This window comes from Olsenella sp. KH3B4, from assembly GCA_900111695.1.
Taxonomy (GTDB): Bacteria; Actinomycetota; Coriobacteriia; order Coriobacteriales; family Atopobiaceae; genus Tractidigestivibacter.
The window spans coordinates 194,856-211,319 of the sequence record FOHD01000003.1; the positions used below are offsets into that span (position 1 = coordinate 194,856).

A 16,464-nucleotide genomic window follows, 5' to 3' on the forward strand; every position below is an offset into this window, starting at 1 on the left:
ACCGGGCGGCTGCCAACTGGGGAAACGCGCGACATGCTTGCCGGGCCGGTAACAACGGCCACGCGCCCACCTGGCACTCCCGCTCGCTTGTTACCGGCCCGTCTGGGCTTCCGATTGTTTCCGCAGGCAAGATCTGATAACCGCTCTGCGCCGGTAACAACCAAAGGCCCCGGTGGCGGGGCCTTTGGTGAGCCTCTGCGAGGGCCGCCCAAAGAACCCGCCGCCCCATTGTGGAGCGCGTGTGACACTCGTGCCATGACAAGCACGCCGAGAAATAACTACTCACACTGTGCAATACTTCACAGGGCGTGAAATAGTATTCACTGTGTGAAGAAATGGGGGCCAGGGCTTGAGCCAAACCGTCAGCGAGGTCTCGCCGGCAGCAAGCGACACCCCGCAGGTCACGGACCGTCGCACGCGCCGCACGCGGCTCGCGCTCCGCGATGCGCTTGCGGAGGAGATAGCCGCCACGGGCGACCTCTCCCGCGTCACGGTGACCGCCGTGACCGGCCGCGCGGGCGTCACGCGTCGCACGTTCTACTCGCACTACAAAGACATCCCGGACCTCGTGAACTGCATCGAGACGGACACGGTAGCCGAGCTCCGCCCGCTGGTGGCGCAGCTCTCCAGCATCCATCTCGACCAACTCGCCGAGGCCATCAACCACCAGGAGCCCTGCCCGGGTTCGCAGGAGATCCTCTCCTACTTCAAGGAGCGCGGCTCGTATCTGCGGCCGCTCCTGGGCGAGGGCGGTGACCCTGCCTTCTCGCAGCGCATCCGCACCATGGTCCACGAGGTCGTGGCCAGTCGCGCGCTCGACGGCATCGACCTGCGCGCCCTGGGCGCGTTCTTCGACTACTACCTCACCTTTGCCATATCTGCCGAGGTCGGCGTGCTTCTCCGCTGGCTCGAGGGCGGCATGCGCGAGAGCGTGCGCACCATGGCGCGCATCATGACCGCCCTCATGTTCGTGCGCCCCGGCGACCTATACGACAGCCCCATAGAGCTCGACCTGCCCAGCTTTGCGCTGGCAGTCATGCTTCCCGACGAGGAGGACAACAACTGATGACCGAGAACAACGCAACCGCCGAGCCGCTCGAGCTCACCCAGAACGGCGCGGAGCTCTACCCCGCAACGCCGCAGGACTTCACCGGTGCCGACCTGCGCCTGGGCATCGACGTGGGTTCGACCACGGTCAAGCTCGCCGTCATCGACGCCTCGGGCAACCTGGTCTACGCCAACTACGAGCGTCACCACACCGACATCCGCGCCACGGCAAAGGAGCTCTTCGCAGGCGCCCAGCGCGTCGTGGGCAACGTCCCCATGCGCGTCTCGATCACCGGCTCTGGCGGCATGCTGCTTGCCAAGTGGCTCGACCTCGAGTTCGTCCAGGAGGTCATCGCGTCCAAGCGCGCCGTGGAGGCCCTCATCCCCCAGACCGACGTCGCCATCGAGCTGGGCGGCGAGGACGCCAAGATCATCTACTTTGACAACGGCATCGAGCAGCGCATGAACGGCACCTGCGCCGGAGGCACGGGCGCCTTCATCGACCAGATGGCGACCCTCCTCAAGACCGACGCCATGGGCCTGAACGAGCTGGCCAAGGGCGCCACGCAGATTCACCCCATCGCCAGCCGCTGCGGCGTCTTTGCCAAGTCCGACGTCCAGCCGCTGCTCAACGAGGGCGCCCGCCCCGAGGACGTGGCCGCCTCCATCTTCCAGGCCGTGGTAACGCAGACCGTCTCGGGCCTTGCCTGCGGCCACCCCATCAAGGGCTATGTGGCATTTCTCGGCGGCCCTCTGCAGTACCTCTCCGAGCTGCGCCGCCGCTTCTACATCACGCTCGACCTCGACGAGGAGCACCGCGTGGTCCCCAAAAACGCGCACCTCTTTGTTGCCACCGGCGCCGCGCTGGCGGGCGAGTCCGAGAAGCGCGTGACCTTTGCCGAGGTCATCCGCTCGCTCGAGCAGCTGAAGGACGTCCAGGGCTCTGAGGTCCAGCGCCTGGACCCGCTCTTTGCCACCGAGGACGACTATAAGGAGTTCAAGGAGCGCCACAACAAGGAGGTCGTGCCCAAGGGCGACCTGGCCAGCTACCGTGGCCGCGTCTTCATTGGCATCGACGCCGGCTCCACCACCATGAAGTGCGCCGTGGTGGGCGAGAAGGGCGAGCTTCTCTACACCTGGTACGGCAACAACAACGGCGACGTCCTGGGTACCGCGCGCCACATCATGGACGGCATCTACGATGCTATGCCCGAGGGCTGCACCATTGGCCACGTGACCACCACCGGCTACGGCGAGGGCATCCTCATCGAGGCCCTACGCGCGGACTCTGGCGAGATAGAGACCGTCGCCCACCTGCGCGGCGCGAAGGCCTTCGTCCCCGGCGTCGAGTTCATTCTCGACATCGGCGGCCAGGACATGAAGTGCCTCCAGGTGCGCAACGGCGTCATCGAGCACATCATGCTCAACGAGGCGTGCTCGTCTGGCTGCGGCTCGTTCATCGAGAGCTTCGCCAAGTCCATGGACATGAGCGTCCAGGACTTCGCGAAGGTCGCCGTGACCGCAAAGGCCCCTGTCGACTTGGGCAGCCGCTGCACCGTCTTCATGAACTCCCGCGTCAAGCAGGCGCAGAAGGAGGGTGCGACCATCGGCGACGTTGCCGCGGGCCTCTCGTACTCCGTGATCAAGAACGCGCTCTTCAAGGTCATCAAGCTGCGCGACTTCGACGAGATTGGCACATACTGCGTGGTCCAGGGCGGCACCTTCATGAGCGACGCCACCCTGCGCGCCTTCGAGCTCCTCACAGGCCGTAAGGTCATCCGTCCCGACATCGCCGGCTGCATGGGTGCCTACGGCGCGGCCCTTCTCGCCCGCGACCGTGCGGGCGCCACGGGCACCTCGACCGTCCTCTCGCGCGAGGACATCGACAACCTCAAGGTCAAGCACACCAACGTTCACTGCGGGCGTTGCGCCAACAACTGCCTGCTCACGATCAACGACTTTGGCGGCGGCCACCGCTTCATCACGGGCAACCGCTGCGAGAAGGGCGCCGGTCGCTCGGGCAAGACCAAAAACGACGCCCCCAACCTCTTCGAGTTCAAGAACAAGCTACTGTTCGATCGTCCCTGCCTGGACGCCGACACGGCGCCGCGCGGCACGGTGGGCATCCCCCGCGCACTCAACATGTACGAGAACTACCCCTTCTGGCACGCGTTCTTCACCAAGCTGGGCTTCTCGGTGATGATCTCCGACCAGACGTCCTCGAAGACCTACGATGCCGGCATCGAGTCCATGCCCTCCGAGTCCGCCTGCTACCCGGCAAAGCTGAGCCACGGCCACATCATGAACCTCCTTGCCAAGGACCCGGACTTCATCTGGATGCCCTGCATCCGCTGGGAGCGCAAGGAGGACGACACCGCCACCAACCACTACAACTGCCCCATCGTGATGAGCTACCCGCAGGCGCTTGGCCTGAACGTGGACGAGCTCTCGGACCCCAGCGTGGAGTATCTCGCACCCTTCGTGCCGTATGACGACAAGCGCGAGCTCAAGCGCCGGCTGTACGAGCTCATCTCGGTTCAGCGCGAGCAGGACGCCGCCAAGGGCAAGGGACGCTTCCGCGGTCCGCACATCACGCGCGCCGAGGTCGACGAGGCCGTAAACGTTGCCTGGCAGGCCGACATCGACTTCAAGAACGCCATGCACCGCGCAGGCGACGAGGCCCTGGCCTGGATGGAGGAGCACAACGCCCACGGCATCGTGCTGGCGGGGCGCCCCTACCACAACGACCCCGAGATCAACCACGCCATCCCCGAGCTGGTGCACTCCTTTGGCTTCGCGGTGCTCACCGAGGACTCGGTGGCGCACAAGATGGAGCCCGAGCGCCCCATCCGCGTGGTTGACCAGTGGATGTTCCACAGCCGCCTCTACCGTGCCGCGCGCTTTGTGGCCACCCGCAACGACCTCGACCTTATCCAGCTCTTCTCGTTTGGCTGCGGCCTTGACGCGCTGACCACCGACCAGGTCCAGGAGATCCTCGAGGCCTCGGGCAAGATCTACACGGTGCTCAAGATCGACCAGGTGTCCAACCTGGGTGCCGCCCGCATCCGCATCCGCTCCCTCATGGCCGCCCTTAAGGAGCAGCAGGAGCAGCTGGAGGAGAAGACCGCCGAGGGCGAGGCCAAGGAGGTTGAGCCCGTGGGCGTGCACCTGGCCGACGGATCGCTCGAGCGCGCCCGCAAGACCGACCTCTCGCGTCGCACGCCCGTCTACCGCGAGGCCAAGAGCGCTGCTTTCCCTAAGGTTCGCTATACCAAGGAGATGCAGGAGGCGCACTACACTATCCTCGCGCCGCAGATGAGCCCCGTGCACTTTGAGCTTGCCGAGGCGGTGCTGCGCGACTATGGCTACAATCTGGTGCTTCTCCCCTCCGTTGACCAGGGAGCTGTGGACGCCGGCCTCAAGTACGTGAACAATGACATCTGCTACCCGTCCATCCTCACCGTGGGCCAGATCATGGAGGCCGTCGAGAGCGGCAAGTACGACCTCTCGCACACGGCTGTCCTCATCTCCCAGACCGGCGGCGGCTGCCGAGCCACCAACTACATCGCCCTTATCCGCAAGGCGCTGCGCGAGAGCGGCCACCCCAACATCCCCGTGATCTCGATCAACATGGCCACGGGCCTGGACGAGGACAACCCCGGCTGGTCCATCAAGGACCCGGTTCTTCTCACCAAGGCCATCTACGTGCTTCTCTACGGTGACCTCATGATGCAGTGCGTCTACCGCACGCGTCCGTACGAGGCCGAGAAGGGCTCGGTCAACGCGCTGCACGACAAGTTTATGGCCCGCATGAAGGAGGCCGTGCACACGCTCAACAAGCGCAGCTTCGAGGAGATCTGCCAGGAGACCATCACGGCCTTCGACCAGATTCCGCTCGTGAACGACCGCTCCAAGCCGCGCGTGGGCGTGGTGGGCGAGATTCTCGTCAAGTTCCACCCCACGGCCAACAACCAGCTGGTCAAGGTCATCGAGGCCGAAGGCTGCGAGGCCAACGTGCCCGGTCTTGTCGACTTCTTCCTCTTTGGCCTCACGAGCCCCATCAACATGAAGGGCGAGCTGGGCTCCAAGGCCTCCAAGCGCCTCACGCACATGGCGGGCATCAAGCTCATCGAGGCCGCGCGCAAGCCCATGGACCGCATGCTGGCGCAGTCCTCGCGCTTCGAGCCGTACGAGGACATCTTCGAGCTTGCCGATAAGGCCGAGCAGGTCCTCTCCCTGTGCAACACCATGGGCGAGGGCTGGCTGCTCACGGCCGAGATGGTCGACCTCATCGAGCACGGCACGCCCAACATCGTGTGCGCGCAGCCCTTTGCGTGCCTGCCCAACCACGTGGTTGGCAAGTCCGTGATCAAGCGCCTGCGCCAGATGCACCCCGAGAGCAACATCGTGGCAGTTGACTACGACCCCGGTGCGTCCGAGGTGAACCAGCTCAACCGCATCAAGCTCATGATTAGCGTGGCCAAGGAGAACTATCGCAACGACCACGAGCGCGGGTTCCGCCTGGAGAACCCCAACGACCCCACGGTGAACGACGCCGTGGCGCCCTACGTAGACGAGTCGCGCTTCCACCACGATTCCATTGTGAACGAGGGCGGCGTGGGCCACGGCGCGCCGGCGATCCATCTCACTGACGAGCAGCTCGCGCAGATCGAGGACGCCAAGCGTCGCGCCGGCGTGACCAAGTAGGAACGGGACGGGATTAAACTCCCCGGCAATGGAATCCCATTGCCGGGGAGAAAAATCCCGCGAACGAGAGGAGAAAGCGTAACGTGGTCAAGCTCGTCTTTGTCGATATGGACGATACCTTCCTCACACCTGAGAAGACCATCACGCCGCTCAACCGCCAGGCCCTCGACCTTGCGTACGAGCGGGGCATCCAGTTTGTGCCGTGCACCGGCCGCAACCACACCGGCCTTCCGGAGGAGCTGGCGCACCACCCCAGCGTGCGTTACGCCGTCTGCTGCAATGGCGCCATCGTCCGCGACCTGCACGAGAACCGCAACCTCCGCGAGGTCACGCTCGACCACGCGCTTCTCCATAGCCTTTGGCACGACCTCCAGGACCGCGAGGTCACCTTCGACCTCTTTGCGGATGGCGGCGTCTTCACGGCGCGCGACCGCTGGCACGTCATCGACGAGATGGACGTCTCGGAGGCAACCCGCGGCATCGTCACCTCGGTGCGCACCTGCTGCGACAAGACCGTCGACCAGATGATCGACGCGGCGCACTCCATCTGCAGGGTGAACGTGTTCTACCTCAACGAGAAGGACAAGCGCGCCGTGTGGGATGCGGTCGACGCGCGCCCGGAGCTTACTCGCGCATCCTCGCTTCCCTGCAACGTCGAGATCACCCACGCGGGCGCCGACAAGGGCGCAGGTCTCGCCTGGCTCTGCAACTACCTGGGAGTCCCCGTCGCGGACACCATCGCCTTCGGCGACTCCTCGAACGACATCGCCATGCTGCGCGTGGCAGGTGACGGGGTTGCGATAGCAAACGCAACCGCGGAGTGCCGCGCCGTGGCCGACCACGTGACCGCGAGCTGCGAGGACTCCGGTGTGGCGCGCTACCTCATGGGGGAGGGAAAGCCCCTCTTCGTGGGGGCGTAGGCCTCTCTGCGCTTCTCGGCTACAGCGCTGCGCCGGGCACCCTCGGCGCCCCTCTCCGCAAGGGTGTAGACTTTCGCCTGACGACCAAGTGGCCCGCACGGGGCGGGCCTTCACACGGCAGTCCGAAAGGAAGACCGCATGAGCGACGTTCTCGACCGCTTCCTGCGCTACGTGCAGGTTGACTCCCCCTCAGACCCAGACAATGAGGAGGAGGTGCCGTCGAGCCCGCTCGAGCATGGCATGGCGCGCCTCCTGGCAGACGAGCTCACGGCCATGGGTTGCGTGGACGTGAGCGTCGACGAGCACGCCTACGTCCTGGGGACCGTCCCCGCCTCCGCTGGCGCCGAGGGTCTGCCCGCCCTCTGCCTGTGCTCGCACCTCGACACCACGGCCGACGCCCCCTCGCTGGGCGTGCGCCCGCACGTGGTGCACTACGAGGGCGGAAACCTTGTGGCTGGCGTGGTGGACGGCCAGGCCGTCGAGACCACGCCCGAGCAGGTGCCGGATCTCGCGGGCTTCGTGGGCCAGGACATCGTGTGCTCCGACGGCTCCACGCTCCTGGGGGCAGACGACAAGGCCGGCGTCGCCGAGATATGCGCGCTTGCTGCCCGTCTCCTCAAGGATCCGAGCATTCCGCATCCCACCCTCAAGCTGGCCTTTGTTCCCGACGAGGAGATTGGCCACGGGGCTTCCCTTCTCGACCTCGAGAAGCTCGGCGCGGCCTGGGGCTACACGGTCGACGGCGAGGCACTGGGCGAGTTCAACTACGAGACGTTCAACGCCGCCGAGGCCCTGGTGCGCGTGCGTGGCGTGATGGTGCACCCCGGTTCGGCAAAGGATGTCATGGTGAACGCCATCACCGTTGCCGCCGAGTTCGACCAGCTGGTGCCCGCAGCCGAGAGGCCCGAGCATACGAGCGGCCGCGAGGGCTTCTACCACCCCACGGTCATTCGCGGCACGGCCTCGGAGCTCACGCTCTCCTACATCGTGCGCGACCACGATGCCGAGAAGTTCTCGCAGCGTCAGCAGACGCTCTGCGACATCGCGGAGTTCCTGAACAAGCGCTATGGCGAGGGGACCGTCACCGTGACGCTGCACGAGCAGTACCGCAACATGGCCGAGGCGTTTGGCGAGTGCCCCTTCCTCATCGACAATGCGCTTGCCGCAAACCGCGAGGCCGGCGTGGAGCCCAGCGTCGTCGCCGTGCGCGGCGGCACCGACGGCTCGCAGCTCTCGCTGCGCGGCCTGCCATGCCCCAACATCGCGACGGGCGGCTACAACGCGCACTCGGTTCGCGAGTTCATCCCCGTTCCCTCGCTCGAGGTCATGGTCGAGATCCTCCAGAACCTGGTTGCCAAGTTCGCCGTCTCGCAGGAGGCCGTCCCGCAGGAGGCCGCTCCGCAGGAAGCGACTCCGCAGGCGTTCGGCCAGACGGCGGCCCGATGAGCCCCGAGGTGGCAGATCTCTTCTCGGTGGCGGCTGCCGTGCTGCCCGTGCTTGCCTGTCTCGTCGAGTGGGCGGGCAGCGTGGGCATCTCGGAGCGGCACCACAGCCACCACGACACCTACGTCATCTCCTCGGCGCTCTCGCGCTCGTTTGCGTTCGCGATGCTGCTCATGGGGGCCATCGGGCTCATGCTCGGTTGGCTCTGCGACATGGGCGGCTTCGATTCCAGCGCGGATGTGGTGGTGCCGTTCTTCTCGGCCTTCGTGATCGTGCTCTTCGTGCTGTGGGCGCTCATGAGGCGCTATCGCGTCTCGCTCTACGACGACTTCATGGACGTGAGGCCGTATCTTGGCTCCGTGCGGACGATTAGGTACGACAAGATCGAGCGCATGGAGTGGCGCGGCGTTCGGTGTGGGACGGGTTTCAGAAGCCTCGAGATCATCTCGGCGGGGGAGCGGCCGGTGAGGCTTCCGGGAGTGCTGGACCTTGAGCACATCCTCGTCCACATCGACCGCGACGACGCGCTGGTTGGAGGCATGCCACAGCGGCGCTAGGCGTGGGCCTTCTCGGCGCCCCCTGGCTCCGCTTGCATGGGGCTTGCCTGTTCCTGACAACTCTCGCGTCGCGTGACACGGGGCACCCCTATGATGGAAGGAAGCTGCCCAATCGCGTTTATCCGGGGGTTATCGCCTTGATCAAGCTCGTTCTCTCCGACATGGACAACACGCTCATCCCGTTTGGGGCGCGTCACGTCTCGCCGCGCACGCTCGAGGCCATCCACGACGTGATCAATGCCGGGGTCCACTTTGGCCCGGACACGGGGCGCGACTACGTGGAGCTCATGCGCTTCTTCCACATGGACGAGGCGTGCTTCATGACGGGAATCATGTCCAACGGCAAACGTGTGCGCGTGGATGGCCGCGACGTGTGGACCTACTCGATTCCGCACGACTGGCTCCAGCGCATCGCGGACGCGCTCAAGCCCGAGCGTGGGATGTTCCTCGTGTGCTTCCCCCTGGACACCAACCTCTTCAACCCCGGCTACGTGGTGGGTGCCTCGGAGGAGGAGATGAACGAGTACGAGAGGCTCGTTCACTTTAACGGCGGCCGTGTGGAGGACGTCCCCAACATCGACTTCATTGCCGCCGCCATCGCGTGCAATGGTGACGAGAAGCGCCATGCCTACTGCCAGCAGCTCATTGCCGAGGCGTGCCCCGAGGTGGAGACCATCATGTCGGTTCCCAACTGGTTCGACGTGCTGCCGCTGGGCATCAACAAGGCGTCGGCGCTCGACACCATCCTTGACGCCGTGGGGGCAACGCGCGACGAGGTCGTGGTCTTTGGGGATTCCGGAAACGACGTTGCCATCCTGAGCGAGGTCCACTACTCCGTTGCCGTGGCAAACGCGACGGACGAGGTCAAAGGGGTCTGCAACTTCCACTGCGGGGCATCGGCGGACGAGGGCGTGGCGGACGCGCTGTTCGAGATTGCCCGCGCCACTCGCGCCAACGAGGTTCCGGCGTTTCTGAGGGAGGGCTAATGGTACGTCTCATCGCTGCCGACATGGACGGCACCCTGCTCGACGAGAACGCTCAGGTCCCCGAGGAGACCTTCGAGCTCATCGAGGCGCTGCGCGAGCGCGGGGTCATCTTCTGCGCGAGCTCCGGGCGCAGGTACAAGACGCTGCGCTGGCTCTTCGAGCCCGTGGCTGACAGGATGGACTACGTGGCGTCTCTTGGCACGCAGGTCTACGCCGACGGCGTACTGCTTGACCGCGAGGTCTTCTCGACGCGCGCGGTGCTGCGGCTCTTCCGCACGTGCCAGGAGTTCGACTGCTTCCACCTGGTGCTCTACGATCGCTCGCACACGTACCTGCTCAACGACCAGAGCAACTACGTGCGCGAGCTCGACAAGGACCTGCCCAACGCCGAGCGCGTCTTTGACCCGCCGTCGCCGGACGTGAGCATTATCAAGGCGGCCATCTGCTACGACCGCACGCACGAGATCATGGACATGGTCTACGTGCTCGAGCGCGAGCTGGGTGACGTCTTCTCGTTCATGCCGTCGGGCAACACCTGGATCGACGTCACGCCGCGGGGGATCAGCAAGGCCACGGGGCTGGAGGCGCTGCTAGGCTACTATGGCATTGATAGGTCCGATGTGGTGGCGTTTGGCGACTCGATGAACGATTACGCGATGCTGCGGTACGTGGGGCATCCCTATGTGATGGGCAACGCGCGCTATGCCGTGAAGCAGATTGCCGAGAAGGTCGTGGGCACCAACGTCGAGCATGCCGTGCAGACGGAGATGCGCAGGATCCTCGAGGAGCTGGGGTAGGGCGGCTGCGAAGATTTTGTCCACTCTGTGGAGATGCTTTCCAGTGTTGACCGCAAGAGGTCCTGAGCATATAGTTATTTCTTGCGCTGAGGCGCAACCCATTGCGGGGTGGAGCAGTTTGGTAGCTCGTCGGGCTCATAACCCGAAGGTCGCAGGTTCAAATCCTGCCCCCGCGACCATAGAATCAAGCCCTGACCTGCGAAAACAGGTCAGGGTTTTTTCTTTTCACAAAGGCTAAAAATAGCAAAAGTAACAGTATCAGTAACGGTATCGCAGGGAGACTTGCATCTACTTTTTGCACTTCGTGTTTGCGAGGTAGACCATGGCGGCGCAATCGACCCCAACGATGGCAATCGCCACGCACACGAACGCTATTGGAGTCGCCTCTCCCAACAATGCCAAGACGAGAAGCACGACCGTGACCACGAGCATCCCCACGCCCATGACCCGGAGCAGCTTTCTCTCATCCACCGCCTCCCTCTCCGCCTCGGTGGCCGTATTGTAGCCTGCGACGAGGCTTGCACCGCGGCCAGACAGGAACGTAACGGTCATGATGGCGGACGCAGCGAATATGGCCCACAGTACAATGCGTGCGAACATCTCACTCATCTCGAACTCTTCTGCGCGGTCCTTCAGCCCACTGTATACCTGACGGCTTTATACCCATCTATCCGAGCTGCATGTCGTCCTCCAATGCCTCCTCGTCGGCCACTGTAGGCAGGCGGCGGGATGTGCCGGATGCCGACCGTCCGCTGCCGGCTCTTCGCCGTGTCGTCACTGTCTTCCTTGAGCTAACAACGGAAGCCAATTACAATTCAATTCCGTAAGAGCAAACGGAATCGCACCGAACATCGAGGAGCTGCGATGTGGCCGGGCATCACATACGAGGCATGCGCTTGGGAACGGGACCCCGACGAGCTGGTGCTCGTCCCCAAGAGCCGAAGGCGCAAGATCCTGCCGACATACGAGGCGGCGGTTCCCGCCGGCATCGCCTCGCTCCCCGTGGAGATCCCCTCGCCGCTAGCGCAGCGCCTCGCCGAGGTGGAGGTCTCCCTCGCGCGCTTCGATACCGCGCAGGAGGCACGCGGCTACTCCCTTCCCGCGCTCCTGCTCCGCAGCGAGTCTTCGTCGAGCTCGCAGATCGAGCGACTCACCTCGAGCGTGTGCAACGTCGCACTCGCCGAGCTCAGCGGCAAGGTGCCGGCCAACGCGCTGCTCATCGCGGGCAACGTTGCCGCGATGCGAGAAGCGCTTGGGCAGAGCGGCGAGATCGACATAGATTCGATCTGCGCCATCCATGACGTGCTCATGAAGGGAACGCGAGAGGCGAAGGGCTTGCGCGACGAGCAGGTCTGGATAGGCGGTTCCCCCTACAGCTCTCATGGGGCCACGTTCGTGCCCCCGCATGCAAACCGCGTAAGGCCGTGCCTGGAGGATCTCGTGGCATTCGGCATGCGCGAGGACATCCCGCCCATTGCGAAGGCCGCCGTATTCCACGCGCAGTTCGAGACCATCCACCCCTTCACGGACGGCAACGGGCGCACGGGCCGCACGCTGCTGCACCGTATGCTCGCCCGCGACGAGGTGCTCTTGCATGCGATGCTGCCTGTGTCGGCCGGGCTCCTGCACGACGTCGACAGGTATATGGACGCGCTTGAGGCTTATCACGCAGGTGCAATCGAGCCAATAATCGAGTGCCTCGCGGACGCGCTCGAGCTCGCCGCGGTCATCGGGTCGCGCATCGCGTCCGACGTGAAAGAGGTCCTCGACAACTGGGCTGCTGCCAACACGGACCGCGCGGGCTCCGCGTCGCACCGGCTTCCCGCGCTCCTCGTCGAGCAGCCGGTCGTCGACGTCGCCTACGTGGCATCGCATCTCGGCATCACCGACCGGGCAGCCCGCAATCTGGTCGAGGTCTCCTGCGAGCGGGGCATCCTCGCGAAGATGGGCAACGCGAAGCGCGGGGCCTTCTACCAGGCTTCCGACCTGATCGTGGTGCTCGAGGAGGCCTCGAGCCTTGAGGGCATCCGCAGAATCGCCGCGCGTTAGCCGCGAGGCGGAGCGCCGTTTCTCTCCACGACTCACAGTCCGAGCAGTTCGAGCACGCTCAAATCAGGTCTCACTGCCGAGATTGAGTTATGTCGGTCCGGCGCATCATATGTCTGGGTCGACCTCCTCGTTTACGAGGATCCTCCACTTCGCATCGAGCTTGCCCGTTCTGGCGGATGCCGGCGAGAGGAAGGAAGCTTCGAGTCTAAAGGGCATTCGCAAGATTGACCGCGCGAGAGCCGAAAGATAACCGAGGCGTGATGCGACACGTCTCATAACCCGGAGGTCGCGGGTTCAAATCCTGCCCCCGCGACCAAAAATCAAGCCCTGACCTGCGAAAACAGGACAGGGTTTTCTTTGAAGGCCGTCGATTCTGGGCGACAGTAACAGTATCGGAAACAGTATCGCGGGAAGACATCCGGCTCTTTGGTCCCCTTTGCGTGTCTGCGTTTACGCTGCCCTATGCCGTAGTAGCTCACGTCGCTCACCGCCCATGCAGGTTCCCGTGGGGATTCCCCGGCCACGATATTTCTAGCCATTGCCGCTTCTACAATGACGCTGTAAAATTAACGTGTATATTTACAGCACAGAGAGGCGCGACATGCCCAACATCAAGCCGATATCCGACCTCCGTTCTTACACGGCAGTGCTCGACGAGGTGGCGCAGGGATCTCCGGTGTTCCTCACCAAGAACGGGCGCGGGCGCTACGTCATTCAGGACATCTCCGACTACGAGCGCAATGAGGCCGAGAAGACCCTCCTCGCTCAGCTAGATTACGGCAAGCGTGTTGCTGACGAGCGCGGGTCTCTCACGACCGAACAGGTTAAAGGCATCTTCGAGGGGCGCTTTGCGCAGGAGGCCTAGATGGAACTCGTATGGTCGCCCGTGGCGGTGGACGATCTGAAAGCTGCGGCCGACTACATCGAGTCCGAGCTCGCAAGCCCTATGGCGGCGAGGCGCCTCGTCGATTCCGTGGTTGAGAAGGCGCAGCTTTTCGCCGACGCCCCGGGGGCTGGGATGACGCTTCGCACTCTCAATGGGGTCGACACGGGATACCGCTACATGCTCAGCGGGAACTGGATGGTCTTCCTGAAGCGATACAACGGACGGGCGCTCGTTGTAAGGGTGCTCTATGCGAAAAGCGACTACATGAAAACGCTTTTCGGGGAAATCGACAGCGAGCGTTAGAGCACAGTAATGCCAACCTGCGCGACATAGACTCATGCAACTAAGTTACCGAGCAATCCAGTTGCATAGACGCCCATTAATGCAACTCAGTTGCCCGGCAAATCAATCCCGCTCATCTAGATTGCCGTTTTCCGGCAACTGCAAATAATTCTGTGAAGGCTTACGGCTACGACGGCGAGATTGTCTCCCTCTTGGATTTCTACATTATGATGTGAGAGGTAACCGGACGGTGACTTGGTCTCACGCCGCCACATCAATATCCTGCGGAGAATGACATGGGTTCCAACTGGGTTGTTTGCTCTACTGCTGTGACCTTTGGACGCGGCTCGGACGAGCCAATCGAGCGTCTCAAGGCTGCTGGTTGCGAGGTCCGGCTCAACCCCTATGGACGACCGCTTACAAAGGCGGAGATGCTGGATTTCGCAGCGGATGCAAGCGCCATTATTCTTGGTAATGACGACCTGCCCGCAAGCGTCATCCGTCGTCTCAAGAAGCTGAGGATCATTGCCCGCTACGGCGTTGGTTTTGATGGAGTTGACGTGGCGGAGGCTCGTGACCTTGGCATTGAGGTTACGTACGCGCCCGCGTCAAACCGTGAGGAGACCGCGGATTTTACGTTTGGGCTCATCCTTGACCTTGAGCGGCACATTTCGCAGATGGTCATAGATACGCGCTCGGGTGGCTGGACCAAGCTCACGGGCACGAGCCTCTACGGTAAGACCATCGGTATCATTGGCGTCGGGCAGATTGGGTGTGCCGTGGCTCGCAGGGCGATGGGCTTCGGCATGGACATTCTTGGCTATGACATCGTCCAGCGCAATGAGGCCACAGTCTATGGCGTTGTTTACACCACGCTCAATGATCTGCTGAGAAGGTCCGACATCATCACGATTCACCTTCCTTTGGACGAGTCGACGAAAAACCTCATCGGCGCCCGGGAGCTGAGACTCGTTAAACCGGGGTCCATTCTCATCAACACGGCACGAGCCGGTATCGTGCGCCATGGAGCTCTTGACAATGCGCTGCAGTCCGGGAAGCTTGCGGGCTTTGCCATCGACGTCTTCTCCAAGGAGCCGCCGGAGCATCAGCCCTACTACGATTACGACAACGTGCTCGTAACGCCCCACGTTGCGGGAAATACCTTTGAGAGTAGCCGCCGCATGGGCAATATCGTTGTGGACAATATCCTTGCCGTTAAGTCTGGGGTCGAGCCGCCAGACCCCATCACTCCTCAGCACCTGTATGAGTCCATGATGGTGATGGGACAGTCAGCAGACGGCGAGTAGTTTTTCTGGCTGCGAGTGATCAACACATTTTTGGGCTTGGCAGCGTCTCCCTATGATGTTTTGAGCGTGCTGGTTTGAGCCCATATAATATGCAAGAGTAGTTGATATTCATACAAATAGTGATGTCACACGATTGCATTTGGGGTCTTATAAATATGTAGAAACTATGAACATATAACTGTTCATAAAGAAAAATATACGCATAGAATCATATAAGTGCAGGTAACTGTATAACAATACACATTATTAAATACAAATAATGCTCAATCTAAAACACTGCTTGTATATGTGGTGGAACTGTGTTCAAATAATTGCAGAAGTGAAGATTAATTCATTCACATTCCCCATTTGCAATGTGGAGTAGGGAGGAAAAGCGTGATAGACGCAAGCCTTACCAAGTTTCCTAAAGTGACGGTTATTCTCCGTGGATACAACTATGAGCAAGTTCGATGCGTTGTGAGAAGCATGGTCGGGACCAAGCTCGGAGCCATCGAGGTTGCGATGAATACTCCTGGGGCGGCTCAGATTATTGAAAAGGTCGTCAATGAGTTTGGCGATGAGGTTCTTGTTGGCGCCGGGACCGTTATTTCCGCGACGCGAGCCAACGCAGCGGTCGAGGCGGGCGCTCGTTTTGCTCTCTCGCCAATCTGCTTTACCGAGGAGATCTTTAGCATCTGCAAGGCGAATGGCCTTCTCACCGTTCCCTCTGCGTTCTCGCCCTCTGAGGTCTGGAGCATGTTCGAGATGGGCGCGGATATCGTGAAGGTCTTCCCCGCAGGCACGCTGGGCCCCAAGTACATCAAGGACATTCAAGCTCCTCTCAACCCCATGCCAATCATGGTTGTGGGCGGCGTGAATGGAGATAACTGCCAGGAGTTCTTCGACGAGGGTGCTTCATACGCTGGCATCGGGTCCGGCATCTTCGATCCTAGGCACATCATCGAGATGGATGAGGGTGCTCTCAAGGCTGATATTGAGGCGTTCGAGCAGAAAGTCCGTTGGTAGCGGGCGCAGAGAGGATTGACTCCGGTATGTCTCTCAATCTCTATCCAGAAGATATTCTCCTTCGCATCGATGCCGATAGCTGCGAGGAAGTACTACATCTTGCTTCCTCCCATCTGCTCGGAGAGGGAAAAGTCAAGCAATCTTATGAAGAACACCTCTTGGCTCGAGAGGAGGATTATCCGACCGGTCTTGCGCTCGGCGGGATAAACGTTGCAATTCCCCATACCGATTATCAATACGCCAATACCACTCAACTGCTGGTTGCAACGCTCGCCAAGCCAGTCATGTGGCACAACATGGAGGACTCTGATGAGTTGATTCCGGTAAGCGTGGTAGTTCTTTCCGTGTTTGATAAGCCTGAGCACCAGCTTGAAGCCCTTCAGCAAATCATGGGCGTCTTGCAAAAACAGGAACTCGTTGCGCAAATCGTTGATGCCGATTCTGCGCAACAGGTAATAGAGCTTTTCAATTAGGAAGG

Annotated in this window: 14 protein-coding genes and 1 tRNA gene; 14 read left to right on the forward strand and 1 reads right to left on the reverse strand. The window is 62.2% G+C overall.

What is annotated here, in order from left to right:
- The first annotated feature begins 349 nt into the window (after positions 1-349).
- The 8 genes from BMX94_RS04245 (at position 350) to BMX94_RS04280 (ending at position 10,636) form a co-directional block, all read left to right on the forward strand.
- On the forward strand, positions 350-1,066 hold the full coding sequence (locus BMX94_RS04245) for a TetR/AcrR family transcriptional regulator (RefSeq protein WP_091004006.1): 717 nt from the start codon (positions 350-352) through the stop codon (positions 1,064-1,066).
- A complete protein-coding gene (locus tag BMX94_RS04250; RefSeq protein ID WP_091004009.1) occupies positions 1,066-5,754 on the forward strand; it encodes a 2-hydroxyacyl-CoA dehydratase in 4,689 nt (1,562 codons plus the stop codon). Before BMX94_RS04245 ends, BMX94_RS04250 begins: the two co-directional genes overlap by 1 nt.
- Before the next feature lie 83 nt (positions 5,755-5,837).
- Entirely contained in the window at positions 5,838-6,674 is an 837-nt protein-coding gene (locus BMX94_RS04255) for a Cof-type HAD-IIB family hydrolase (protein ID WP_091004012.1), read from the forward strand.
- A 138-nt stretch (positions 6,675-6,812) separates the two neighbouring features.
- Positions 6,813-8,120: a peptidase T gene (gene pepT, locus BMX94_RS04260; RefSeq protein WP_091004014.1), complete on the forward strand. Its 1,308-nt coding sequence runs from the start codon at positions 6,813-6,815 to the stop codon at positions 8,118-8,120.
- Positions 8,121-8,128: 8 nt separating this feature from the next.
- Positions 8,129-8,674, forward strand: a complete 546-nt coding sequence (locus BMX94_RS04265; RefSeq protein WP_218138457.1) for a hypothetical protein — start codon at positions 8,129-8,131, stop codon at positions 8,672-8,674.
- A gap of 137 nt (positions 8,675-8,811) precedes the next feature.
- On the forward strand, positions 8,812-9,660 hold the full coding sequence (locus BMX94_RS04270) for an HAD family hydrolase (protein ID WP_091004017.1): 849 nt from the start codon (positions 8,812-8,814) through the stop codon (positions 9,658-9,660).
- On the forward strand, positions 9,660-10,457 hold the full coding sequence (locus tag BMX94_RS04275) for an HAD family hydrolase (protein WP_091004018.1): 798 nt from the start codon (positions 9,660-9,662) through the stop codon (positions 10,455-10,457). The genes BMX94_RS04270 and BMX94_RS04275 overlap by 1 nt, the downstream gene beginning before the upstream one ends.
- A gap of 102 nt (positions 10,458-10,559) precedes the next feature.
- Positions 10,560-10,636 (forward strand) — tRNA-Met (locus tag BMX94_RS04280).
- A 109-nt stretch (positions 10,637-10,745) separates the two neighbouring features.
- Here the strand turns inward: BMX94_RS04280 and BMX94_RS04285 are convergent.
- On the reverse strand, positions 10,746-11,066 hold the full coding sequence (locus BMX94_RS04285) for a DUF3784 domain-containing protein (protein WP_091004020.1): 321 nt from the start codon (positions 11,064-11,066) through the stop codon (positions 10,746-10,748).
- 255 nt (positions 11,067-11,321) lie between these two features.
- Here BMX94_RS04285 and BMX94_RS04290 point away from each other — a divergent pair, with 255 nt between their 5' ends.
- From BMX94_RS04290 to BMX94_RS04315, 6 genes are all read left to right on the forward strand, one after another.
- Positions 11,322-12,506 (forward strand): Fic family protein, encoded by a 1,185-nt coding sequence (locus BMX94_RS04290; protein WP_091004023.1) that lies wholly within the window; start codon positions 11,322-11,324, stop codon positions 12,504-12,506.
- A gap of 601 nt (positions 12,507-13,107) precedes the next feature.
- Positions 13,108-13,371, forward strand: coding sequence for a type II toxin-antitoxin system prevent-host-death family antitoxin (locus BMX94_RS04295; protein ID WP_091004026.1), 264 nt, complete (start codon positions 13,108-13,110; stop codon positions 13,369-13,371).
- The gene (locus BMX94_RS04300) at positions 13,372-13,695 is read left to right on the forward strand and encodes a type II toxin-antitoxin system RelE/ParE family toxin (protein WP_091004029.1); all 324 of its coding nucleotides are present in this window, start codon (positions 13,372-13,374) and stop codon (positions 13,693-13,695) included.
- Positions 13,696-13,970: 275 nt separating this feature from the next.
- The gene (locus tag BMX94_RS04305) at positions 13,971-14,981 is read left to right on the forward strand and encodes a phosphoglycerate dehydrogenase (RefSeq protein ID WP_091004030.1); all 1,011 of its coding nucleotides are present in this window, start codon (positions 13,971-13,973) and stop codon (positions 14,979-14,981) included.
- 375 nt (positions 14,982-15,356) lie between these two features.
- Positions 15,357-15,986 carry a bifunctional 4-hydroxy-2-oxoglutarate aldolase/2-dehydro-3-deoxy-phosphogluconate aldolase gene (locus BMX94_RS04310; protein WP_091004032.1) on the forward strand — a complete coding sequence of 210 codons (630 nt, stop codon included), beginning with the start codon at positions 15,357-15,359 and terminating at the stop codon, positions 15,984-15,986.
- A gap of 26 nt (positions 15,987-16,012) precedes the next feature.
- Positions 16,013-16,459, forward strand: coding sequence for a PTS sugar transporter subunit IIA (locus BMX94_RS04315; protein WP_091004034.1), 447 nt, complete (start codon positions 16,013-16,015; stop codon positions 16,457-16,459).
- Positions 16,460-16,464: the final 5 nt, after the last annotated feature.